Raw genomic sequence first — 19958 nt, 5'->3', positions numbered from 1 at the left:
CGCGCGGCACCTACGCCGGAAAGCGGCGGTCCACCCAGCGGTAGATGACCTCGATCACCAGTGAGGCCACCGCCGCGATCGCGACCGCCGCCCATGGCATCGTCGCGCCCACCAGCTTCAGCTGGAAGAAGTCCTGGAGCCACGGAACGGTGAGCACCAGCAGGAAGCCGAGACCCATCGCGCCGATCAGGCCAAGGCGCCACCACGTGTAGGGGCGGGCGATGATCGCGAGCACCCACATGGCGATCAGGAACAGCGCAAGGGTGGCCGCGCTGGTCTCGGCTTCCCGCGCTCCCTCGCCCGTGTAGTGGTGGCGCGCCAACAGGTACGTACAGAAGGTGGCGACGCCCGCGACGACACCGCCCGGGATCGCGTACCGCATGACCCTTCGTACGAAGTGCGGCTTGGCCCGCTCCTTGTTGGGGGCGAGGGCGAGGAAGAAGGCCGGGACACCGATCGTCAGGGTCGAGAGCAGCGTCAAGTGGCGTGGCAGGAACAGGTACTCCACCTGCGAGCAGACCACGAGCAGCGCGATGACGACGGAGTAGACGGTCTTCACCAGGAACAGCGTCGCGACCCGCGTGATGTTGCCGATGACCCGGCGGCCCTCCGCGACCACCGAGGGCAGTGTCGCGAAGCTGTTGTTCAGGAGCACGATCTGGGCCACCGCCCGCGTCGCCTCCGAGCCGGAGCCCATCGAGACGCCGATGTCGGCGTCCTTCAGGGCCAGCACGTCGTTCACGCCGTCGCCGGTCATCGCGACCGTGTGGCCGTGTGACTGGAGGGCGCCCACCATGTCGCGCTTCTGCTGCGGGGTGACACGGCCGAAGACGGAGTTGGCGTCCAGGGCCTTGGCCATCTCGTCGTGCTCCGTGGGCAGGCGGCGGGCGTCCACGGTGTTCTCCGCGCCCGGCAGGCCCAGCTTTCCGGCGACCGCGCCCACCGAGACCGCGTTGTCGCCGGAGATGACCTTGGCCCTTACATCCTGCTCCTCGAAGTAGCGCAGGGTGTCGGCGGCGTCCGGGCGAAGGCGCTGCTCCAGGACGACCAGGGCGGTGGCCTCGGCTCCCTCGGCCACGTCGGCGTCGTCGAGTTCACCGGCCGCGCGGGCCAGCAGCAGCACGCGCAGGCCCTGCTGGTTGAGGTCCTCGATCTCGGCGAGCGACGGGTCGCCGTCGGGAAGCAGGACGTCGGGGGCGCCGAGCAGCCACGCCGAGGTGTCGCCGTCGCCTTCGCTGAAGGCGGCGCCGCTGTACTTGCGGGCGGAGGAGAAGGGCAGCGATTGGGTGCAGCGCCACTCCTCGCTGTCGGGGTAGGCGTCGATGATCGCCTGGAGCGACGCGTTCGGCCGCGGGTCGGACTCGCCGAGGGCGCCGAGGACCTTGCGTACGTACGCCTCGTCCGCGCCGCCCAGGGGGCGCAGCTCGGTGACGTCCATGCCGCCCTCGGTGAGGGTGCCGGTCTTGTCCAGGCAGACCGTGTCGACGCGGGCCAGGCCCTCGATCGCGGGGAGTTCCTGCACCAGGCACTGCTGGCGGCCGAGCCGGATGACTCCTATGGCGAAGGCGACCGAGGTGAGGAGGACGAGCCCCTCCGGGATCATGGGCACGATCCCGCCCACGGTGTAGGCGATGGACTCCTTGAAGTTGTCGTCCTTGACGACGAGCTGACTGATGATGAGGCCGATGGAGGTCGGGACCATCAGCCACGTCACGTACTTGAGGATCGTGGAGATGCCGTTGCGCAGCTCGGAGTGGACGAGCGTGAAGCGGCTCGCCTCCTCGGCCAGCTGCGCCGCGTACGCCTCGCGGCCCACCTTCGTGGCGGTGAACGCGCCGCCGCCCGCGACCACGAACGAGCCCGACATCATCCTGTCGCCGGGCTTCTTGACGACCGGGTCCGCCTCACCGGTCAGGAGCGACTCGTCGACTTCCAGGCTGTCGGTCTCGACCGCCTCGCCGTCCACGGGGATCTTGTCGCCGGGCCCCAGCTCCACCAGGTCGCCGAGGACGATCTCGGAGGTGGAGATCTCGGCGCCTTGGCCGTCGCGCCGCACGGTCGGCTTGGACTCGCCGATGACCGCGAGTCCGTCCAGGGTCTTCTTGGCGCGCAGCTCCTGGATGATGCCGATGCCCGTGTTGGCGATGATCACGAAGCCGAAGAGGCTGTCCTGGATCGGCGCGACGAAGAGCATGATCACCCAGAGCACGCCGATGATCGCGTTGAAACGGGTGAAGACGTTCGCCCGGACGATCTCGGTGGTGGACCGGGAACTGCGGACGGGTACGTCGTTGACCTCGCCGCGTGCGACTCGCTCGGCGACCTCCGCGGCGGTCAGACCCGTCGCGCGTCCGGTGGGCAGCTCCACCGGGTGGACCGGGTCGAGCTCGGCGCCCGCGTCGATATGCGTCATGCCAACGACGGTACGGGCGGGATGGGGGGTTCACCCCTTGAGCGCCCCAAAGATCCGACCACGGTAGGACAAGGACACTCCCGTGGTTGTACGGCACGTGGTTGTAGGGCACGTGGTTGTAGGGCACGTGGTCGTGCGGTACGTGGTCGTGCGGTACGTGGTCGTGCGGCACGTGGTCGTGCGGCACGTGCCGTACGGGTGGCGCCGCCGACCTCGGCGGAACGGATCACTCCGTGGCCGGCGCCGCCTTGCGCTCCGTGTCCCGCTTGATCGCCGCGTCGCGGCCCCGCACGTACCAGATGCCGATCAGGCCGAGGCCCGCGCCGGCCAGGCAGGTCCACACCCACCAGGTGGCGTCGCGGTCGTCGAACCAGCCGTAGAACGGGAGCTGCACGAGAAAGAGGACGAACCAGAGGATCGTGCCGCCCGTGATGGTGGCGACGACGGGGCCCTCCAGGGGCTCCGGCGCGTCGTGCTTGGGTGTCCACTTCTCCATGCGCATAGCTTACGAGTCGTCGGGCCGGGATCCCGAGGGGGCCGGTTGGCCCTGATGCCGCAAGGGTCTACGCGCGGAGATAGCGATTTTCCTCTCATGTATTCATACTGAAACGACTCGTTAATGGCTGGTTGTTTTCGTAAGAACAAACAAAGCAATCAGAATCCGCCGCTTAACGATCTTCCTCTTCTCTGAGCCCGCGAGGTCCCGCATGCCTTCCTCGGCCACCACCCCGGTCGACGCCAGCAAAGAGCCGCCGAAGCCCCCGCAGGGTGGCATCGACGGCTTCTTCAAGATCACCGAACGGGGCTCGACCCTCGTCCGGGAGGTCCGCGGCGGCTTCGCCACCTTCTTCGCCATGGCCTACATCATCGTGCTCAACCCGATCATCCTGGGCAGCGCGAAGGACATGTACGGGCACCAGCTCGACAACAAGCAGCTGGTCACCGCGACCGTGCTCACCGCCGCCTTCACCACGCTCCTGATGGGCGTCATCGGCAATGTGCCGATCGCGCTCGCCGCGGGCCTCGGCGTGAACACCGTGGTCGCCCTCCAGCTCGCGCCGCGCATGTCGTGGCCCGACGCGATGGGCATGGTCGTCCTCGCGGGCCTCGTCGTGATGCTGCTCGTGGCGACCGGTCTGCGGGAACGCGTGATGAGCGCCGTGCCGCTCGGCCTGCGCAAGGGCATCGCGATCGGTATCGGCCTCTTCATCATGCTGATCGGCCTCGTCGACTCCGGCTTCGTCTCGCGCATGCCGGACGCCGCGCACACCACGGTCCCGCTGCAGCTGGGCGCCGACGGACACCTCAACGGCTGGCCCGTCCTGATCTTCGTGCTCGGCGTGCTGCTCACGCTCTGCCTGCTCGTGCGCAAGGTGCCCGGCGCGATCCTCATCAGCATCGTCGTCATGACGATCGTGGCGATGATCGTCAACGCGGTCGCGACGATCCCCTCCTGGGGCCTGACGACGCCCGAGTGGCCGGGCAACCCGGTCAGCTCGCCGGACTTCGGACTCGTCGGTCAGATCAGCCTGTTCGGCGGCTTCGAGAAGGTCGGTCTGCTCACCGGCATCCTCTTCGTCTTCACCGTGCTGCTGTCCTGCTTCTTCGACGCCATGGGCACGATCATGGGCATCGGCGACGAGGCCAAGCTGACCGACGCCAACGGCAACATGCCGGGCATGAACAAGGTCCTGTTCGTCGACGGCATCGCGGTCGCCGCGGGTGGCGCCTCGTCCGCGTCGGCCACCACCTGCTTCGTGGAGTCCACGGCGGGCGTCGGCGAAGGCGCGCGTACGGGCTTCGCCAACATCGTCACCGGCGCCCTCTTCGCGGTGGCGCTGTTCCTCACGCCCATCGCCACGATGGTGCCGTCCCAGGCGGCCACGCCCGCGCTGCTCGCGGTCGGCTTCCTGATCCTGTCCGGCTCGATCGGCAAGATCGACTGGAGCGACTTCACCATCGCGATCCCGGCGTTCCTGACGATGCTGATGATGCCGTTCACGTACTCGATCACGAACGGCATCGGCATCGGCTTCATCAGCTTCACCGTGCTGCGCCTCGCGTCGGGCCGCGGCCGTGAGGTACCCGCCGCGATGTACGTCGTGTCGGCCGTCTTCGCCTTCTACTACCTGATGCCGGCGCTCGGCCTCACGTAAAGGGCGGCCGGCCTTGCGTCAGAGTGCCTACGGGGCGGCCATCAGGCCGCCCCGTAGAACTTCTCGGTCTCCTCGACGGCGCTTCGGAAGCGTTCGTCGAAGTCTCCACGGATGAGCGTCCCGACCACATAGTCCTGGACGCTCATTCCTCTCTTCGCGGCGTGCTGCTTGAGCCGGTCGAGCAGCTCACCGTCTATTCGCAGGCTGAGCACTGTCGATCCCATGCGTGACAGGGTCGCTGCCGCCGCGCGGGCCGTGTCTCACTTTCCGAAGCCGCCTCACTCATATGGGTGACGAAAGGGTTCCGCGGCCTCCGGTGCGGGAAGCCAGTGGGGCCATTCGAGCCACTCGGGGCCGTCGACGGGACCGTACGAGTGCCCTGCGGGATGCCCTGCGGGACCGCTAAGCGGAACCAATCGGATCCGTCGTGTTAACCGAGTGGTCTTTAGCTAGAGTAATGAGTTACTCTAACGAACATGCCGGACCTCTCCCATGGTGACGACGCCGCCGCCGTGAACTCTCTGCGCTCCGCCGTGATGCGCCTGTCCCGTCGACTCAAGCACCAGCGGGTCGACGAGTCGCTGAGCCCCACCGAAATGTCGGTGCTCGGCACCCTCGCCCGCTGCGGCCACGCCACCCCCGGTGAGCTGGCCCGCAAGGAACACGTGCAGCCGCCGTCGATGACCCGCATCGTCGCGTTGCTCGAAGCCAAGGGTCTCGTCCGGCTCGAGCCGCATCCCGAGGACCGCCGCCAGAAGGTGGTGACCCAGACGGAGACGGCCGAGGCCATGCTCGAAGAGAGCCGCCGCAAGCGGAACGCCTGGCTGGCCGACCTGGCCGAGCAGCTCGACGACGACGAGTGGGCGCGTCTGAGCGCCGCGGCTCCCGTACTGGAGAAGCTCGCACATCTGTAAGAAGCGCACACGGCGGCCACCTGCCGTGCGCCGTACGACCGCACCACGCCAAGGAGGCGAACCGCCTTTGAGTACGGGATCCGGAGCAGACTCCGCCCCCGCACCAACCGCCCTCGACAAGTCCCCCGCCGCCAAGTCGTCGATGTTCAGCTCACTGAAGATCCGCAACTACCGGCTCTTCGCCTCCGGCGCCGTTGTCTCCAACACCGGCACATGGATGGCGCGCATCACCCAGGACTGGCTGGTCCTGAGCCTCACCGGATCCTCGGCCGCGGTCGGCATCACCACCGCGATGCAGTTCCTGCCGATGCTCCTGTTCGGCCTGTACGGCGGTGTCATCGCCGACCGTTTCGCCAAACGGAAGCTGCTTTTCTGTACGCAGGGCGCGATGAGCATCAGCGGCCTGTTTCTCGCCACGCTCACCCTGAGCGGCAACGTCCAGGTCTGGCACGTCTACCTCGCGGCCTTCTTCACGGGCCTCGTCACGGTCGTCGACAACCCGACCCGGCAGTCCTTCGTGTCCGAGATGGTGGGACCCGACCAGGTCCGCAACGCCGTCTCGCTGAACTCGGCGAACTTCCAGTCAGCCCGCCTCATCGGCCCCGCCGTGGCGAGTGGTCTCACCGCCGCCGTCGGACCCGGCTGGGCGTTCCTCGCCAACGGCCTGTCCTTCCTCGCGCCGCTCACCGGCCTGCTCCTGATGCGCACCGGGGAGCTGCACGCCACCCCGCGCAAGCCGCGCGGCAAGGGGCAGCTGAAGGAAGGCCTGAACTACGTCTCCAAGCACCCCGAGCTGATCTGGCCGATCGTCCTCGTCGGCTTCATCGGCACCTTCGGGTTCAACTTCCCGATCTGGCTGAGCGCCTTCGCGGACGACATCTTCCACGGCGGCGTGGGGATGTACGGGCTCTTCAACACCCTGATGGCGATCGGCTCGTTGGCAGGGGCGCTGCTCGCGGCCCGCCGCGGCACCTCGCGCCTGAGGCTGCTCGCCGGGGCCGCGATCGCCTTCGGAGTGCTGCAGATCGTGGCCGCGTTCGCGCCCGAGCTGTGGATGTTCGTGGCGTTGATCGTCCCGATCGGCATCCTCGGCCTGACGGTGAACGTCACCGCCAACTCCTCGGTCCAGATGGCCACGGACCCCGAGATGCGGGGCCGCGTCATGTCCCTCTTCATGATGGTCTTCACCGGCGGCACGCCTCTGGGCGGCCCGCTCTTCGGCTGGCTCGCCGACGCGTACGGGGTGCGCGTCAGCATGGCCGCCGGCGGCCTCATATGCGCCGTGGCCGCGGTCGGGGTCGGCCTGATGCTGGCCCGCGCCGCGAATCTGCGGCTGAAGCTGGATCTGCGGCGCGGGCAGCAGCACGTGCAGTTCGTGCCGCGGGAGCAGCTGGCGACGGCGGCGTAGGCCGTTCTTCGTGGCTAGACGCGCCGGGCCAGGACCTGGCCCGGCCAGGTGCCGTCCTTCTCGACGAACGCCTCGGTCCGGGTGAAGCCGTTGCGCTCGTAGAACGCGACGAGCTTGCCGTCACCGCCCGCGTAGCAGTCGACCCGGAGCAGGGAGATCCCCTGGCTCCGGGTTTCTTCCGCGGCGTGCGCGAGGAGGGCGGCGCCCGCGCCCGTGCCGTTCCGTGCGGTCAGCAGGTGGATGTACTGCTCCGGCTCGTCCACCGGCGCGATGTACGCCCCCGGTCCATCAGTCAGCGTCACCGTGCCGACCGCCTCCCCGCCGATCTCCGCGATCCAGGCGGAGCCGGTGGTCAGATACTTCTCGACCAGGGCGACGGTCTTCGGCCTCGTCGACCAGGGCTGATCGCCCCACTGCCCCGTACGCCCCTGGGAGACGAGCCAGGCGACCGCCTCGTCGAAGAGGGTGAGGACGGTGGGGATGTCGTCGGGTCCTGCGGGGCGGATGTTTATGTGATCCATGCGGTCATCATGACCCGAGTTCCAGCCCGACCGGTGCCGGGTGAGGTTGGGGAAACGCCCCGCCGGAGGCGAGACTCGCCCCATGAGACTCTTCGCGGCGCTGCTGCCGCCATCCGCCGCGGCGGGCGAACTGGCCGCGGCGGCAGAGAAGTTGAAGCCCCTGCCGGGCGCCGAAGCTCTCCGCTGGACGCGCCGCGAGAGCTGGCACTTCACGCTGGCGTTCATGTCGGAGGTACCGGACGAGACGGTCCCGGAGCTCTCCGCCCGCCTGGAGCGGGCCGCGCACCGCACCGCCCCCTTCCCGCTCTCGCTCCGAGGCGGCGGAAGCTTCGGCGACCGCGCGCTCTGGGCCGGTGCCGAGGGCGACGTGGACGCCCTGTGCCTCCTCGCCGGGCGGGCGGACGCCGCGGCCCGCGAGTGCGGCATCACCATGGAGGAGCACCGCCGCTACCGCCCGCACCTCACGCTGGCCCGCGGCGGCGGGGAACCGTCCTTGCGCGCGTACGCCGACGGCCTCGCGGACTTCGCGGGCACGGAGTGGACCGTGGCCGAGCTGACCCTCGTACGGAGCAATCTGCCCGGGAGCGGCGTGCCGGGGGAGCGGCCCCGCTATGAGGTGGTCGGTCGATGGCCACTGGGCGGAGCCGGTTAACCTCGACTACGTGGACCCGAAAACCAGGAACCGGATCATGGCCGGTGTGCTCGTGCTGATGTTCGTCGTCGTGGCGGTGGCGGCCGCGGTCGGCCAGTGAGGCGATGGCGATGACCGCGGCCGCGTAGAGCCGCTGCTACCTGCTACCTGCTACCTGCTACCTGCTACCTGCTAGGTGCTGTCCGCCACCCGTCACCTGCTACCAGGCGAAGGACTCCGGCGAAGGGCCGGGCCCCGGGAAGATCTCGTCCAGCGCGCCGAGCAGCTCGTCCGAGAGTTCGAGCTCGACCGCGCGCAGAGCGCTGGTGAGCTGCTCCGAGGTGCGCGGCCCGACGATGGGCCCGGTGATGCCGGGCCGGGTGAGCAGCCAGGCGAGCGCCACTTCGCCCGGTGCGAGGCCGTGCTTGTCGAGCAGGTCCTCGTACGCCTGCACCCGCGCGCGCACCTCGGGCTTCGCGAGCTCCGCGGCGGCACGTCCGGCGGCACGCCGCTTGCCCTCGCCCTCCTTCTTCAGCACGCCGCCGAGCAGACCGCTGTGCAGCGGCGACCACGGGATGACACCGAGGCCGTAGTCCTGGGCGGCCGGGATGACCTCCATCTCGGCGCTGCGCTCGGCGAGGTTGTAGAGGCACTGCTCGCTGACGAGGCCGTAGCTGCCACGCCGCCTCGCGATCTCGTTGGCCTGGGCGATCTTGTATCCGGGGAAGTTCGACGAACCCGCGTAAAGGATCTTGCCCTGCGTGATGAGGGTGTCGATCGCCTGCCAGATCTCCTCGAAGGGAGTGCGGCGGTCGATGTGGTGGAACTGGTAGATGTCGATGTAGTCGGTCTGCAGCCGCTTGAGCGATGCCTCCACGGACCGGCGGATGTTGACCGCCGAGAGCAGATCGTGGTTGGGCCAGGCAGGCTTCCCGTCGGTGGCCATGTTCGCGTACATCTTGGTGGCGAGCACGACCTTATCGCGCCGCTCGCCGCCCTGCGTGAACCAGGTGCCGAGGATCTCCTCGGTGCGGCCCTTGTTCGCGTCCCACCCGTAGACATTGGCTGTATCGAAGTAGTTGATGCCCGCGTCGAGCGCGGCGTCCATGATCGTGTGGCTGTCGGGCTCGTTGGTCAGAGGCCCGAAGTTCATGGTCCCGAGCGCGAGTCGGCTGACCTTCAGTCCTGTGCGTCCCAGCTGCGTGTACTTCATGGTTGCTCAGCCAACGACTTGAAGTGCGCTCTATGCAAGGGTGCGGGCCGAGGAGTGATCAGTCGCGGGGGAACTCGGCGATCCTGTCGGTCTCTACGAGGGGCATCGTGGCGCTCCTCCCCGGCCGCCTCTCGGTCGAGTGCGGACGCGCAGTGCAACGATACGCACGGCGACAAGGTCACGAGCCGCCCAGCCAGCCCGCCGCGTCCAGGCGGAACGCGTCCGGCGGTACGACGGCGCGCAGGTCGTCCTCCATCGCGCGCAGGCGCCGGGCGCCGAGCTGTTTCGCCCACTGTGCGTGCAGCTCATCGAAGATCGCCGCCGAGCGGGTCAGTACGTCGATGCCGTGCGGGGTGAGGCGGACCAGTTTGCGGCGGGCGTCGGCCGGGTCGTCGGTGCGTACCGCGTAGCCGAGGGTGATGAGGCGGTCGACGGTCTTGCCCGCGGCCTGCTTGGTGACGCCGAGGCGGCGGCCCACCTCGCTCGCGCTCGCACCCCGCACGCCGATCGCCTGCATCGCGAAGCCGTGGGCGGGGCGGGCGTCGGGGTGTCCCTGGCGGGCGAGTTCGGCGTGGAGCCGGTCGATCAGGGTGCGGAACCCGGCGAAGAGGAGCAGGGGCAGCTCGAAGCCGTGGCGGTCGTCGTTCTTTGAGTCCGGCTCCGGCTCCGGCTCCGACTCCGGATTCGACTCCGGATTCGACTCCGGCTCCGGCTCCGGCTTCGACTCCCGCTCCGACGGCACGTCCGCCTCGTCGCCCTTGCGGGTATCGACAACCTGGTTTACTTTATTTTCGTCAACCATGTTGTCCATCGTAGGGGGTACGTCATGTCCGCCTTGAATGCCTTGTTTGCCGAGCACACCGTGGAGACCGCGCCGGAGGGCTCTCGCGCGGCGATGGAGCGTACGGCCGCGGCTTCCGGGAAGACGCCGAGTGCCGTGGCCCGGCTGGCCGAGTCGCCCGAACTGCTCAATGGATTCCTTGAGTTGAGCGCGTCCTTCGAGCGGACGACGTTGGATCCTGTGGCCCGGGAAGTCGTCATCATGACCGTCGCCGTGCGCAACGACTGCCACATCTGCGTGATCATGCACACCGGCAAGCTGCGGAAGCTGGGCGCGGATACCGAGCTGATCGCGGCGCTGCGTGAGGGGCGGGCGCTCGGCGATGAACGGCTGGAGGCGGTACGGCAGTTCACGCTGGAGGTGCTCGCGACCGCGGGTGGTGTCGGGGACGCCGGGCTGAAGGGGTTCCTGGCGGCTGGTCACACGGAGCGCAACGCCCTTGAGGTCGTGATGGGAATCGGCACGTACACGATGTCGACGCTTGCGAACCGGCTGACCCGGGCCGAGTAAGGCGTGTCCCCGGGGTGAGGGCGACGCACAGGCGGTTCACAGCCAGCCCCGGGGGAACGCACCGGAACGGGACCTAGCGTCGCGGACATGGCAGACAGCGATCTCAAACGGCGCAAGGTCCTGGTGCTCGGCGGGGGCGGTGCGAAGGACGGGTGGTTGATGGCGGTGCCGCCCAGTGATGCCCCCAGCGGCGCTCCCATTGACGCTCCGTCGAAGTCGAAGTCGTAGGGGGCGCGGGGTCGTGGGTCTTGTCGGAGCGTACGACGACGAACGCCTCGCGAGAGCGGCCGTCCGGGCGCTCGTCGCCGAAGCCGAGATGGCGCCGCGGGCCGGGGCGGTCCGGGAGGACGTCACCGCGGTGCGCTGGGCGGCACAGGCGCTGCGGCCCGGCTTCGCCGCGATGGCGGTCGCAGCCCGCAGGAACGGGGAGCCGACGCAGGCGCTGCGCGAGGAACTCGGCTTCATCGGCCGTTCGACGGAGCGGTCGATGCTGCGGGCCACGGGAGGGGTGAACACGCACCGGGGCTGCGTCTGGTCGCTCGGCCTGCTGCTGGCCTCGGCGGCGCTCCAACCGGGCGCCCCCGTCGATGAGTTGACCGCCACCGCCAAACGCCTGGCCACTCTCCGCGACCGCTCGGCGCCACGCGTCCCCTCGCCCGGATCGACGGTCTCCGCGCGCTACGGGGCGGCCGGCGCGAGGGGCGAGGCGCGGGCCGGATTCCCGCATGTGCGGCGGGCGTTGGCGGCTCTGCGGGCGGGGACGGGGCGGCCGGACGCCCTTCTCTCCATCATGAGCACGCTCCAGGACACCGGAGTTCTGTACGCGGCGGGACCACATGGCCTGCGCGTGGTCCAGGCGGGCGCACGGGAGGTCCTCGACGCGGGCGGCACCACGACCCCCGAGGGAGCCGCCGCACTCGCGACGCTCGACGCCGAGCTGCGCCGCAGGGACCTGCGTCCGCGAGGCAGCGCCGCGCTCCTGGTCTGCGGCGTCTTCCTCGACGATGTGGCGTCGACGTGGCCCACGAAGGTACGGGTGGTACCGGCCCCCCGCTCGACCGGCCACCGCAGCGGCCCCGCCCTCACCTCCGCCCCCGGTACATGACCCGCCGCAACACCACCTCCACCGGCCCCCGCCGCCCCGCCCGCTCCATCGCGTACGCCCCCGCGACCGTCACCAGCCACACCCCCACCGCGAACAGCGCCATGGTCGCGCTCGTCAGACGCTCGCCGAGACCGAGGCCCCAGGCGGCGAGGACCGGGGCGAAGATCAGGGAGTGGGCGAGGTAGCAGGAGAGGGAGCGCTTGCCGACGGCGGAGATAGCTGTGACGGTCTTCGCTCCACGGCGGGAGTGGGACTCGCGCCCGGTCCACCAGTGGACGAACAGCGCCACGGCAGCCACGTACCCGAGACCGGCCGCGTTCCCCGTCGCGTCGCGCAGCAGGGTCAGCACTCCGCCCTCGCTCTGCGCGTCGTCCGCAACGGTGATCGCCCCGACATGGGCGAGCGCGGCGGGCAGCGCGCCGAGCCACCCCACCGCGATGCCGATCACGGCGGTCCACCGCAGCAAGGGCAGGTGGCGCCCCGGCTCTTCGAGCAGACGCCCGCGCGCGGCCCGGAATCCCAGCAGGAAGACGACGTACGCGCCGCCCACCAGCGACAGCGGAGCCGCCGCGAAGGTGACGAACAGCCCACTCATGAAGCGGGTGCCCGCCGCCGCGAACCAGTTCCCCTCACCCGCCGCGTACGCGTCCGCCCCCGGTTCCGCGCCCGAGTCGCCCAGCGTGCCCAAGTCGCCTGCCAGCGCTGCGGATACGACGGGCTGGGCGGCAAGCACCACGAACTGAGCGGCGGCCACCCAGATCCACCACTTCAGCGCGCGGTCACCGCGCCGCAGGAAGAGCCAGCCCAGGGCGAGGCTGATGATCCCGTAGAAGCCGACGATGTCCCCGGCCATCAGCAACGTGGCGTGCAGAAGCCCGATGACGACCAGGCAGAGACTGCGTCGCCGCAACAGCCGCACGGCCTCGCGCTCCGAGGTCCCGGCTGATGTCTGCCGCAGGAAGAGCTGCATCATCCCGTACCCGAAGAGGAACGCGAAGAGCGGATAGATACGCATGTCGAGGACGGTGATCATGGCGAACTGCACGGCGTGATCGACCCACCCGCCGTCCACGGGCTGCCATCCCGATGGCCCGTGCCGGGCCGCCGTCAGATGGAACGCGGTGTTGGACAGCACGATGAACAGCAGCATGAGCCCGCGCGCGAGATCGGGCGCGAGGGCCCGCTCACCGGGGAGCACCCCTGCGCGTCGGGGCGCGGCTGTCCGTACGGCCCGGGGCACGGCCTCTCCAGCGCTCTCGACTCCACTGCTCGTGACTCCGCTGCTCCCGATGCCACTGCTCCCGATGCCGCTGCTCGCGACTCCGCTGCTCTCGACCGTCATGCCTGAACGCTAGGAAGACGACCACGCCCCGGACATCCGCCTTCCGTCTAGCGGCGCGGGCCGAAGGGATAACGGGACACGAGATACGGGAGGGGCGGGAGATGGCCGAGGGGAGGGGGCGTTGGGGAGTTGTTGGTGGGGTGGGTGAGGATGCGGGGCATGACCGTGAAAAAGATCGTCCGATCGCTTGGTGTCCTCGCCGCTGCCGTGGGGCTCGTCGCGCTCAGCAATCCGGCCTATGCCGCGGGGGATGTCTACAAGGGCACCGGATGGAAGATTCTGACCCAGAGGCAAATACAGTCGCTCAGCCCCGACCCGTACGTCATTCAGCTCGTCAAGCCCAACGCGTCCGCCACCAAGCTCACCGCCGCGCAGACCAAGAAGGCGGAGGCGCAGCTGCGGGCGCAGTTGAAGAAGACCGCCGCCCAGCTGACCTCGGTGACCGGGACCAAGTTCACGCTGGCCAGTGGCTATCACAAGGAGCAGAACGCCTGTAACACCGCCGAGCGCCATGTCATAGCCGTCGGGCTGAAGTACCGCCCCTTCACCCCCGGCAACAAGCCGGGCTACTCCCAGGCGCACCCCTGCTCGGCCAGTGGAAACCAGAGCGCTTGGGGCGGATGGATATGGCTCGACAGCGAGTACTGGAAGCCGGGCGACTGGGCGGCATCCCCGACGCTCATCTCCAACACGGTGAGCCACGAGACGGGGCACTCGATAGGACTCGACCACCCCAACGTGGACGGCCCTGACGCCAACAGGACCGCCGACCCCTACGAGTGCGTCTCCAACAGCAGCAAGGACCGGCCGGTCATGTGCTCGCCCAACGGCGGCCACGCCAGGGCCAAGGGCGGCAGTGACGCACGCGCCAAGAAGTACGCCGGTCAGTACACGAAGTGGGACATCGCCGGACTCAAGGCCCTCAAGGCCAACTTCAGCCGGTAGGCGACAGGGCCGACACGGGCGTCATGGGCCGGCGCGTCGGCTCGTACGGCGCGCCGAGCCCCCAGGCCTGGTGCATCGCGTCCGCGAACGCCGCCGCCAGTTTGTGCTCGCCGCTCTCGCCCGGGTGCGTCCCGTCGTACGTGTCGACGTCGATGTCGTACGACGGCGGCGTCGAGGCGAGGAGCAGCGGGGACGCGCCCGTGTCCAGGTCCGCGACCGCCTTCGCGAGGAGCACGTTGAAGCGCGAGACCTCCGCCGCGAAGGGGGCGTCCGTCCGGGCCCGGATGTTCGGGATGACGGGGAGCAGGACGAGCCGGACGTGCGGGTTCGCCGACCTCGCCGCCGCGACGAAGCGGCGTGCGTTGTGCGCCGTCTGTTCCGCGTCCGTGTAGAAGCCCAGGTCGATCAGGCCGAGCGAGATGAGAAGGACGTCGGGCCTGTCCTGCCGCACCGCCTCCGCCATCCGCGGCGCCATGTGCAGCCAGCCCTCGCCCCAGCCCGCGAAGTGATGGCGTGGGAAGTCCGGGTCCTCGCAGGCGTAGGCGTACGAGACCGGCTCGCCGGAATCCTTGTCGTGCAGCGCCCGTCGCGGGCCCACCACAGCGAAAGCCGAGTCTCCGAGGGAGGCCCGCAAGTGCTGCCACATCCGGTAGCGCCAGGTGTGTTCCCCCGCGCTGCCGATCGTCATCGAGTCGCCGACGAACATGAACCTGAGCATCCGCTCATCATCCCGGATCAACGCCCTGGCCTGCGATGTGAGGCTGAACACCTGCCGGACGACAGCCCCCTGCGAGGGGGTGGCAGTCTTGGCCCATGCGTTCACTGCGTTCTTCGACGGGTGCCATGGGTGCCATGAGGGCCACAGGTGCCATCGGCGCCGGAGCCCTGCTCTTTCTCGCCGCCGCCGTCGGCCCCGCCACCGCCGACGACAGCCACGACGGGTTCACCATCAAGGACCCGCGCATCATCGAGTCGAGCGGCCTCGCCGCCTCCCGCGCCCACCCGGGCGTCTACTGGACGCACAACGACCAGGACAAGAACGGCGCGCTGCTCTACGCGGTGGACGGCAGGACCGGCAAGACCGTCGCCACCGTCACGATGACCGGCGTCGGGACGCCCCGTGACGTGGAGGCCATCTCCGTCGGCAGCGACGGCAACATCTACGTCGGCGACATCGGCGACAACCTCGGCGGCACCTGGCCCCACGTGTGGATCTACAAGCTGCCCGAGCCGAAGAAACTGGGCGACCAGACCGTCCGGGCGACGCAGTACACGGTGAAGTACGAGGGCGGGCCGCGCGACGCCGAGGCGATGATGGTGCACCCCAGGACCGGGCGGATCTACATCGCCGACAAGAAGGAGGAGGGCGGCGGCCTGTACGAAGGGCCCGCGCGGATGTCCGCCTCCGGGACCAACGTCTTCAAGCGCCTCGGCGACACCGGTCTCTGGACCACGGACGGTGCCTTCTCGCCCGACGGGAAGCAGCTCGCTCTGCGCGGATACCTCGGCGGAGTCTCGTACACCTGGAAGGGCGAGGGGAAGAAGCCCGAGCGTCAGGGGCGGCTGAGCGTGCCGCTCCAGCGGCAGGGCGAGTCCGTGACGTACACCCTGGACGGTACGACCCTCATGTACGGCAGCGAGGGCGAGCAGAGCCAGGTCGAGCCCGTCGAGGTCGAGGGGGCCGGTGGCGGCGACTCGGGTTCCGGTAGCGGGAGTTCCGGTGGCGCGGGTGACGGCGGGGGCTCCGTGTTCGACGGTGACCTCAAGGCGGGCGCGCTGACCGTCGCCGCCGTGCTCGTCGCCTTCTTCGGCCTGAAGCGGCTGTTCCGGCGAAAGTAGGCGAGGGGGAAGTAGCCGAGGGGGAGAGGCGGCGGGAGGGGGCGCGGGTTACTTCTCCGCGGCCTCGCGCCGCGCCACCAGCACGTCCAGGCCGTCGAGCAGGCGCTGGAGGCCGAACTCGAAATGGTCGAGCTGTGAGCCGAACGCGTCGTCGGAGAGCCCGGCGAGGTGGGGATAGCGGCCGCTGCTCATGATCCGGTTGAGCGTGGGGGACTGCGCCTCCCAGAACGCCTGGTCCGTCAGGCCGCTCTTCTTCACCGCCTCCATCTCGTGGACCTGGGTGCGGGCGACCCCGGTGACGTACCCCTCGACCATGACGATCACGCCGATCAGCTCGGGGTCGGTCAGGCTCATCGACTTGATCCCGGAGAGGGCGTGCTCCAGGCTGCCGACCGAGCCGGGGCCGAGCACCGGGCGGGCCTGGTTCACCTGGAGCAGCCAGGGGTGCTCGCGGTAGAGGACGAGCGTCTCGCGGGCGTACGCCTCCATGGCCTCGCGCCAGCCGCCGCTCGGCGGGCGCTCGGCCTCGCCGGCCCGTGTGAAGACGCGGTCCAGCATCAGGTCGAGCAGCTCGCCCTTGCCGGGGACGTAGCGGTACAGGGACATCGTGCCGGTGCCGAGCTCCGTGGACAGGCGGCGCATCGAGAGGGCCGTGAGCCCCTCGGCGTCCGCGATGCGCACCGCCTGGGTGACGATCCGGTCCAGGGTGAGCCCCGGTTTGGGGCCCCGTGTGGGGCGTTCGCCCTCGCCCCAGAGCAGTTCCAGGCTGTGGGTGATGTCGCTGCCGGTGCGGCGGGTGTCTTCGCCGTCGCGCTGGGATTCTCCGCTGCCGTTCGTGCTCGTCATAGCGCTCAGCCTAATCGTCGGACCGGTTATTGGGTACACCGTACTCGCAAAACTGGGTACGGTGTACTCTCCATTGGGTACGGCGTACTCACATCCTGGAGGGGTGGCAGTGAGCGAGAACGACGACTACGCGGTGCGGGCCGAGGGGCTCGACAAGCGCTACGGGGAGAAGAAGGCCCTTGACGCCTTCGATCTGCGCGTGGAGCGCGGCACGGTGCACGGACTGCTCGGCCCGAACGGCGCGGGCAAGACCACCGCCGTACGCATCCTGGCGACACTGGTACGCCTCGACGGCGGGCGTGCGGAGGTGGCGGGCGCCGATGTGGCGCGCCGACCCGACGTCGTACGTGGCCGCATCGGTCTGACCGGCCAGTACGCGGCGGTCGACGAGGTCCTCACCGGGCGGCAGAACCTGGAGATGTTCGGCCGCCTCTTCCATCTGGGCGGCAAGCGGGCCGCGCGGCGCGCCCAGGAACTCCTTGAGCAGTTCGACCTGGTGGACGCGGCGAGCAAGGGCGCGGGCCAGTACAGCGGAGGCATGCGGCGCAGGCTCGACCTCGCCGCCTCGATGATCCTCGCGCCCGCGGTCCTCTTCCTGGACGAGCCGACCACCGGGCTCGACCCGCGCGGCCGCCTCGAAGTCTGGGACACCGTGCGGAAGTTGGTCGCGGACGGCACGACCGTCCTGCTCACCACCCAGTATCTGGATGAGGCCGACAAACTCGCGTCCCGGATCACCGTCATCGACCAGGGCCGCGCCATCGCCGACGACACCCCGGACGGCCTGAAGAACACGGTGGGCGGCAGCTACCTGGAGGTCGTGGTGCGCGAGGCCGCCGATCTCCCGGCGGCCATGAAGGCCGTCGCCCGGGTCGCGGCGGGCGTGCCCGAGGCCGTCGACCTGGAGCGGCGCGTCCAGGCGGCCGTGACCGACCGGGTCGGCGCGCTGACGGACGTGGCGCGGACGCTGCAGGACCAGGGGGTCGCGGTGGAGGACATCGGCCTTCGCAGGCCGAGCCTCGACGACGTGTTCCTGCGCCTCACGGGACACCGGACGGAGCCCACGGAGCCCTCCGCGCCCCAAGCGAACGCGGAAGCCGCCGACATCGACGAGAAGAAGACGGAGATCGCGGCATGAGCGCCGTACTGACCACCGATGTCACGGATGCCACGGACACGCTGCCCGCGCGCGGACGCCTCTACTGGGCGTTCGCCGATACCTGGAACGTCACACGGCGCTATCTCACCCACTTCGAGCGCCAGCCCGCCAACATCGCCTGGCAGCTGGGCTTCCCGATCATCTCCGTACTGCTGTACGGCTTTGTCTTCGGGGAGGCGATGAAGGTGCCCGGCGGGGGCGACGACGGCGACTACAAGCAGTTCCTGATGCCCGGCATGTTCGTGATGACCATGGCCTTCGGCTTCATGAACACCGCGATGGCGGTGGTCACGGACTCCTCCAAGGGCGTCATCGACCGCTTCCGCTCGATGCCGATGGCCCCTTCGGCGGTGGCGGCGGGTCGCGGTCTCGCCGACCTGATCGTGGCCTGCGCCGAGCTGACCATCCTCGCGCTGACGGCGTTGGCCATCGGCTGGCGTTCCAGCGCGGGGCTGCCCGAGACCCTGGCCGCCTTCGGCCTGCTGCTGTTGCTGCGGTTCAGCCTGATCTGGGTCGGCGTGTTCCTCGGCCTCGTGGTGCCGACCCCGGAGGCGGCGGGCGGGCTCTACGCGGTCGCCTTCCCGCTCACCATGATCTCCAGCGTCTTCGTCGCGCCGTCCCTGATGCCCGACTGGCTGGCGCCGATCGCCGCCTGGAACCCGGTGTCCTCCACGGGCACGGCGGCACGCGAACTCTTCGGCAACCCCGGGGCGGGCGGGGCGAGCTGGGTCGAGCAGAACGCGGTGCTGATGGCGGTGGTGTGGCCGGTGGCGATCTCACTGCTGTTCCTGCCGCTCGCGGTACGGAAGTTCAAGCAGCTGAGCAGGTAGCAGCAGCTGAGCGGGTAGCAGCAGTTGAGCGGGTAAAAGCAGAGATCCCCGCGCCCGAAGGGGCGCGGGGATCTCTGCGACCAGCCACAAAGTAACCGCGGCTGACAGCGAAAGCGTCAGAGCTTCTCGATGACGTAGTCGATGCACTTCGTCAGCGCCTCGACGTCCGCCGGATCGATCGCCGGGAACATCGCCACGCGAAGCTGGTTGCGGCCGAGCTTGCGGTACGGCTCCGTGTCCACGATGCCGTTCGCGCGCAGAGCCTTCGCGACCGCCGCCGCGTCGATCTCGTCCGCGAAGTCGATCGTGCCGATGACCTGCGAGCGCTTGGCCGGGTCGGTGACGAAGGGCGTCGCGTACTTCGACTCCTCGGCCCACCCGTAGAGCGTCTGCGACGACGCGGCCGTGCGGCCGGTCGTGAAGTCGAGGCCGCCCTGGCTGTTCATCCACTCCAACTGCTCGCCGAGCAGGAAGAGCGTGGCGAGAGCCGGGGTGTTGTACGTCTGGTTCTTGCGGGAGTTGTCGATCGCCGTGGGAAGGCTGAAGAACTCCGGGACGTGCCGGCCGCTCGCGTGGACGCGCTCGGCACGCTCGATCGCCGCCGGGGAGAACGCGGCGAGCCAGAGGCCGCCGTCCGAGGCGAAGGACTTCTGCGGGGCGAAGTAGTAGACGTCCGTCTCGGCGATGTCGACCGGGAGGCCGCCCGCGCCGGAGGTGGCGTCCACCAGGACGAGGGAACCCGCGTCCGCGCCGGCCACCCGCTTGATGGGGGCCGCGACGCCGGTCGAGGTCTCGTTGTGCGTGAACGCGTAGACGTCCACGCCTGCCTCGGCCTGCGGCTCCGGGTGCGTGCCCGGCTCGCTCTGGATCACGGTGGGCTCGGCGAGCCACGGGGCGAGCTTCGAGGCCTTGGCGAACTTGGAGGAGAACTCGCCGAAGCTGAGGTGCTGCGACTTGTTCTCGATCAGGCCGTGCGTCGCGACGTCCCAGAAGGCGGTGGAGCCGCCGTTGCCCAGGATCACCTCGTACCCCTCGGGGAGGGAGAAGAGGTCGCGCACACCCTCGCGCACCTTGCCGACCAGGTTCTTGACCGGGGCCTGGCGGTGGGAGGTGCCGAGCAGAGAGGTACCGGTGGCGGCGAGCGCGTCCAGCGCCTCCGTGCGCACCTTGGAGGGGCCCGCGCCGAAACGTCCGTCGGCGGGCTTGATGTCAGCGGGAATCTGGATCTCAGCCACGGGGTGAGCCTAACGGCTCGGGGCGGGCCGTCATCCGGGCGTCCGGCGGC

Annotated in this window: 21 protein-coding genes; 11 read left to right on the top strand and 10 right to left on the bottom strand. The window is 69.6% G+C overall.

Annotation, left to right across the window (positions count from 1 at the left end; genetic code table 11):
* Window positions 1–10: 10 nt before the first annotated feature.
* Window positions 11–2413: an HAD-IC family P-type ATPase gene (locus tag ACFVXC_RS14280; RefSeq protein WP_389905110.1), complete on the bottom strand. Its 2403-nt coding sequence runs from the start codon at window positions 2411–2413 to the stop codon at window positions 11–13.
* Between the two features lie 226 nt (window positions 2414–2639).
* Complete coding sequence (locus ACFVXC_RS14275; RefSeq protein WP_389905108.1) at window positions 2640–2909, bottom strand: DUF2530 domain-containing protein; 270 nt, start codon at window positions 2907–2909, stop codon at window positions 2640–2642.
* 211 nt (window positions 2910–3120) lie between these two features.
* Here ACFVXC_RS14275 and ACFVXC_RS14270 point away from each other — a divergent pair, with 211 nt between their 5' ends.
* Window positions 3121–4569 carry an NCS2 family permease gene (locus tag ACFVXC_RS14270; protein ID WP_389905106.1) on the top strand — a complete coding sequence of 483 codons (1449 nt, stop codon included), beginning with the start codon at window positions 3121–3123 and terminating at the stop codon, window positions 4567–4569.
* Between the two features lie 41 nt (window positions 4570–4610).
* Here the strand turns inward: ACFVXC_RS14270 and ACFVXC_RS14265 are convergent, their stop codons facing one another.
* Window positions 4611–4793: a ribbon-helix-helix protein, CopG family gene (locus ACFVXC_RS14265; protein ID WP_367043109.1), complete on the bottom strand. Its 183-nt coding sequence runs from the start codon at window positions 4791–4793 to the stop codon at window positions 4611–4613.
* 252 nt (window positions 4794–5045) lie between these two features.
* On the opposite strand from ACFVXC_RS14265, the gene ACFVXC_RS14260 reads away from it, so the two are divergent.
* Together ACFVXC_RS14260 and ACFVXC_RS14255 are read left to right on the top strand one after the other, a co-directional pair.
* Window positions 5046–5483: a MarR family winged helix-turn-helix transcriptional regulator gene (locus ACFVXC_RS14260; protein ID WP_389905104.1), complete on the top strand. Its 438-nt coding sequence runs from the start codon at window positions 5046–5048 to the stop codon at window positions 5481–5483.
* Window positions 5484–5550: 67 nt separating this feature from the next.
* A complete protein-coding gene (locus ACFVXC_RS14255) occupies window positions 5551–6891 on the top strand; it encodes an MFS transporter (protein ID WP_389905101.1) in 1341 nt (446 codons plus the stop codon).
* Window positions 6892–6905: 14 nt separating this feature from the next.
* On the opposite strand, the gene ACFVXC_RS14250 is transcribed toward ACFVXC_RS14255, so the two are convergent.
* Window positions 6906–7412, bottom strand: a complete 507-nt coding sequence (locus ACFVXC_RS14250; protein WP_389905099.1) for a GNAT family N-acetyltransferase — start codon at window positions 7410–7412, stop codon at window positions 6906–6908.
* Between the two features lie 82 nt (window positions 7413–7494).
* On the opposite strand from ACFVXC_RS14250, the gene thpR reads away from it, so the two are divergent.
* The gene (gene thpR, locus ACFVXC_RS14245; RefSeq protein WP_389905097.1) at window positions 7495–8064 is read left to right on the top strand and encodes an RNA 2',3'-cyclic phosphodiesterase; all 570 of its coding nucleotides are present in this window, start codon (window positions 7495–7497) and stop codon (window positions 8062–8064) included.
* Window positions 8065–8263: 199 nt separating this feature from the next.
* On the opposite strand, the gene ACFVXC_RS14240 is transcribed toward thpR, so the two are convergent.
* Window positions 8264–9256: an aldo/keto reductase gene (locus ACFVXC_RS14240; RefSeq protein WP_389905094.1), complete on the bottom strand. Its 993-nt coding sequence runs from the start codon at window positions 9254–9256 to the stop codon at window positions 8264–8266.
* A gap of 178 nt (window positions 9257–9434) precedes the next feature.
* Window positions 9435–9878 (bottom strand): MarR family winged helix-turn-helix transcriptional regulator, encoded by a 444-nt coding sequence (locus ACFVXC_RS14235; protein ID WP_389905312.1) that lies wholly within the window; start codon window positions 9876–9878, stop codon window positions 9435–9437.
* A 204-nt stretch (window positions 9879–10082) separates the two neighbouring features.
* On the opposite strand from ACFVXC_RS14235, the gene ACFVXC_RS14230 reads away from it, so the two are divergent.
* The 3 genes from ACFVXC_RS14230 to ACFVXC_RS14220 all read left to right on the top strand — a co-directional run bounded on the left by ACFVXC_RS14230 (window position 10083) and on the right by ACFVXC_RS14220 (window position 11712).
* Window positions 10083–10607: a carboxymuconolactone decarboxylase family protein gene (locus tag ACFVXC_RS14230; protein WP_389905092.1), complete on the top strand. Its 525-nt coding sequence runs from the start codon at window positions 10083–10085 to the stop codon at window positions 10605–10607.
* Window positions 10608–10694: 87 nt separating this feature from the next.
* Window positions 10695–10835 (top strand): hypothetical protein, encoded by a 141-nt coding sequence (locus ACFVXC_RS14225; RefSeq protein ID WP_389905089.1) that lies wholly within the window; start codon window positions 10695–10697, stop codon window positions 10833–10835.
* A gap of 13 nt (window positions 10836–10848) precedes the next feature.
* Complete coding sequence (locus ACFVXC_RS14220; RefSeq protein WP_389905086.1) at window positions 10849–11712, top strand: triphosphoribosyl-dephospho-CoA synthase; 864 nt, start codon at window positions 10849–10851, stop codon at window positions 11710–11712.
* Here the strand turns inward: ACFVXC_RS14220 and ACFVXC_RS14215 are convergent.
* Window positions 11690–12862: a DUF418 domain-containing protein gene (locus ACFVXC_RS14215; protein WP_389905310.1), complete on the bottom strand. Its 1173-nt coding sequence runs from the start codon at window positions 12860–12862 to the stop codon at window positions 11690–11692. The two genes, ACFVXC_RS14220 and ACFVXC_RS14215, sit on opposite strands and share 23 nt — an antisense overlap.
* Window positions 12863–13213: 351 nt before the next feature.
* On the opposite strand from ACFVXC_RS14215, the gene ACFVXC_RS14210 reads away from it, so the two are divergent.
* A complete protein-coding gene (locus tag ACFVXC_RS14210) occupies window positions 13214–13999 on the top strand; it encodes a hypothetical protein (RefSeq protein WP_389905084.1) in 786 nt (261 codons plus the stop codon).
* Here the strand turns inward: ACFVXC_RS14210 and ACFVXC_RS14205 are convergent.
* Window positions 13989–14717, bottom strand: a complete 729-nt coding sequence (locus tag ACFVXC_RS14205; protein ID WP_389905081.1) for a GDSL-type esterase/lipase family protein — start codon at window positions 14715–14717, stop codon at window positions 13989–13991. The genes ACFVXC_RS14210 and ACFVXC_RS14205 overlap by 11 nt on opposite strands.
* A 134-nt stretch (window positions 14718–14851) precedes the next feature.
* Between ACFVXC_RS14205 and ACFVXC_RS14200 the strand changes: the two genes are divergently transcribed.
* Entirely contained in the window at window positions 14852–15838 is a 987-nt protein-coding gene (locus ACFVXC_RS14200; RefSeq protein WP_389905079.1) for a WD40 repeat domain-containing protein, read from the top strand.
* A gap of 48 nt (window positions 15839–15886) precedes the next feature.
* Here the strand turns inward: ACFVXC_RS14200 and ACFVXC_RS14195 are convergent, their stop codons facing one another.
* Window positions 15887–16684 carry a TetR/AcrR family transcriptional regulator gene (locus ACFVXC_RS14195; RefSeq protein ID WP_389905078.1) on the bottom strand — a complete coding sequence of 266 codons (798 nt, stop codon included), beginning with the start codon at window positions 16682–16684 and terminating at the stop codon, window positions 15887–15889.
* Window positions 16685–16793: 109 nt separating this feature from the next.
* Here ACFVXC_RS14195 and ACFVXC_RS14190 point away from each other — a divergent pair, with 109 nt between their 5' ends.
* A complete protein-coding gene (locus ACFVXC_RS14190; RefSeq protein WP_389905076.1) occupies window positions 16794–17822 on the top strand; it encodes an ATP-binding cassette domain-containing protein in 1029 nt (342 codons plus the stop codon).
* Entirely contained in the window at window positions 17819–18673 is an 855-nt protein-coding gene (locus ACFVXC_RS14185) for an ABC transporter permease (protein WP_389905075.1), read from the top strand. Before ACFVXC_RS14190 ends, ACFVXC_RS14185 begins: the two co-directional genes overlap by 4 nt.
* A 116-nt stretch (window positions 18674–18789) precedes the next feature.
* On the opposite strand, the gene serC is transcribed toward ACFVXC_RS14185, so the two are convergent.
* Window positions 18790–19908, bottom strand: coding sequence for a phosphoserine transaminase (serC, locus tag ACFVXC_RS14180; RefSeq protein WP_389905073.1), 1119 nt, complete (start codon window positions 19906–19908; stop codon window positions 18790–18792).
* Between the last annotated feature and the right edge of the window lie 50 nt (window positions 19909–19958).

It is taken from the genome of Streptomyces sp. NPDC058257 (assembly GCF_042881845.1).
Classification (GTDB): domain Bacteria; phylum Actinomycetota; class Actinomycetes; order Streptomycetales; family Streptomycetaceae; genus Streptomyces.
Note: the sequence above shows the minus strand (reverse complement) of the source record. Positions and strands in the feature narration are given on the sequence as shown.

Coding starts and splice junctions, on each gene's coding strand:
- ACFVXC_RS14280 (WP_389905110.1), bottom strand. CDS start 2,413: ATGACGCATATCGACGCGGGCGCCGAGCTCGACCCGGTCCACCCGGTG.
- ACFVXC_RS14275 (WP_389905108.1), bottom strand. CDS start 2,909: ATGGAGAAGTGGACACCCAAGCACGACGCGCCGGAGCCCCTGGAGGGC.
- ACFVXC_RS14270 (WP_389905106.1), top strand. CDS start 3,121: ATGCCTTCCTCGGCCACCACCCCGGTCGACGCCAGCAAAGAGCCGCCG.
- ACFVXC_RS14265 (WP_367043109.1), bottom strand. CDS start 4,793: ATGGGATCGACAGTGCTCAGCCTGCGAATAGACGGTGAGCTGCTCGAC.
- ACFVXC_RS14260 (WP_389905104.1), top strand. CDS start 5,046: ATGCCGGACCTCTCCCATGGTGACGACGCCGCCGCCGTGAACTCTCTG.
- ACFVXC_RS14250 (WP_389905099.1), bottom strand. CDS start 7,412: ATGGATCACATAAACATCCGCCCCGCAGGACCCGACGACATCCCCACC.
- thpR (WP_389905097.1), top strand. CDS start 7,495: ATGAGACTCTTCGCGGCGCTGCTGCCGCCATCCGCCGCGGCGGGCGAA.
- ACFVXC_RS14240 (WP_389905094.1), bottom strand. CDS start 9,256: ATGAAGTACACGCAGCTGGGACGCACAGGACTGAAGGTCAGCCGACTC.
- ACFVXC_RS14230 (WP_389905092.1), top strand. CDS start 10,083: ATGTCCGCCTTGAATGCCTTGTTTGCCGAGCACACCGTGGAGACCGCG.
- ACFVXC_RS14225 (WP_389905089.1), top strand. CDS start 10,695: ATGGCAGACAGCGATCTCAAACGGCGCAAGGTCCTGGTGCTCGGCGGG.
- ACFVXC_RS14215 (WP_389905310.1), bottom strand. CDS start 12,862: ATGCTGCTGTTCATCGTGCTGTCCAACACCGCGTTCCATCTGACGGCG.
- ACFVXC_RS14210 (WP_389905084.1), top strand. CDS start 13,214: ATGACCGTGAAAAAGATCGTCCGATCGCTTGGTGTCCTCGCCGCTGCC.
- ACFVXC_RS14205 (WP_389905081.1), bottom strand. CDS start 14,717: ATGCTCAGGTTCATGTTCGTCGGCGACTCGATGACGATCGGCAGCGCG.
- ACFVXC_RS14200 (WP_389905079.1), top strand. CDS start 14,852: ATGAGGGCCACAGGTGCCATCGGCGCCGGAGCCCTGCTCTTTCTCGCC.
- ACFVXC_RS14195 (WP_389905078.1), bottom strand. CDS start 16,684: ATGACGAGCACGAACGGCAGCGGAGAATCCCAGCGCGACGGCGAAGAC.
- ACFVXC_RS14185 (WP_389905075.1), top strand. CDS start 17,819: ATGAGCGCCGTACTGACCACCGATGTCACGGATGCCACGGACACGCTG.